Annotated in this window: 1 pseudogene; it reads right to left on the reverse strand. The window is 52.2% G+C overall.

From position 1 onward, the window contains the following. Positions 1-27: 27 nt before the first annotated feature. A pseudogene (locus tag ACTHTQ_RS11575) lies at positions 28-230 on the reverse strand (helix-turn-helix domain-containing protein); the annotation flags it as partial.

Here is a 230-nt window from a genome sequence, read left to right on the forward strand (position 1 = left end):
GCAGGTATTTGAGCGGGTGTTGCGCCCTCAGTGTTTGGACGGTTTGGCTTTGTCCTTTTCAGTCCGCTTTTGGCCGAGGGCTTTTAACTCCTTTAGGTAGGCGACCTCTGCGCGCATATAGCACAACTCTTCGATAAGCTCTGCCTGTGTTTTTTCTTGGTCGGGTTTGTCGGCGATGAAGGGGTTTTTGCGGTGTTGGGGCATGGTTTTGGATTGGGGATGTTCGAGTG

This window comes from Neisseria sp. P0020.S003 (assembly GCF_051957095.1).
GTDB lineage: Bacteria > Pseudomonadota > Gammaproteobacteria > Burkholderiales > Neisseriaceae > Neisseria > Neisseria subflava.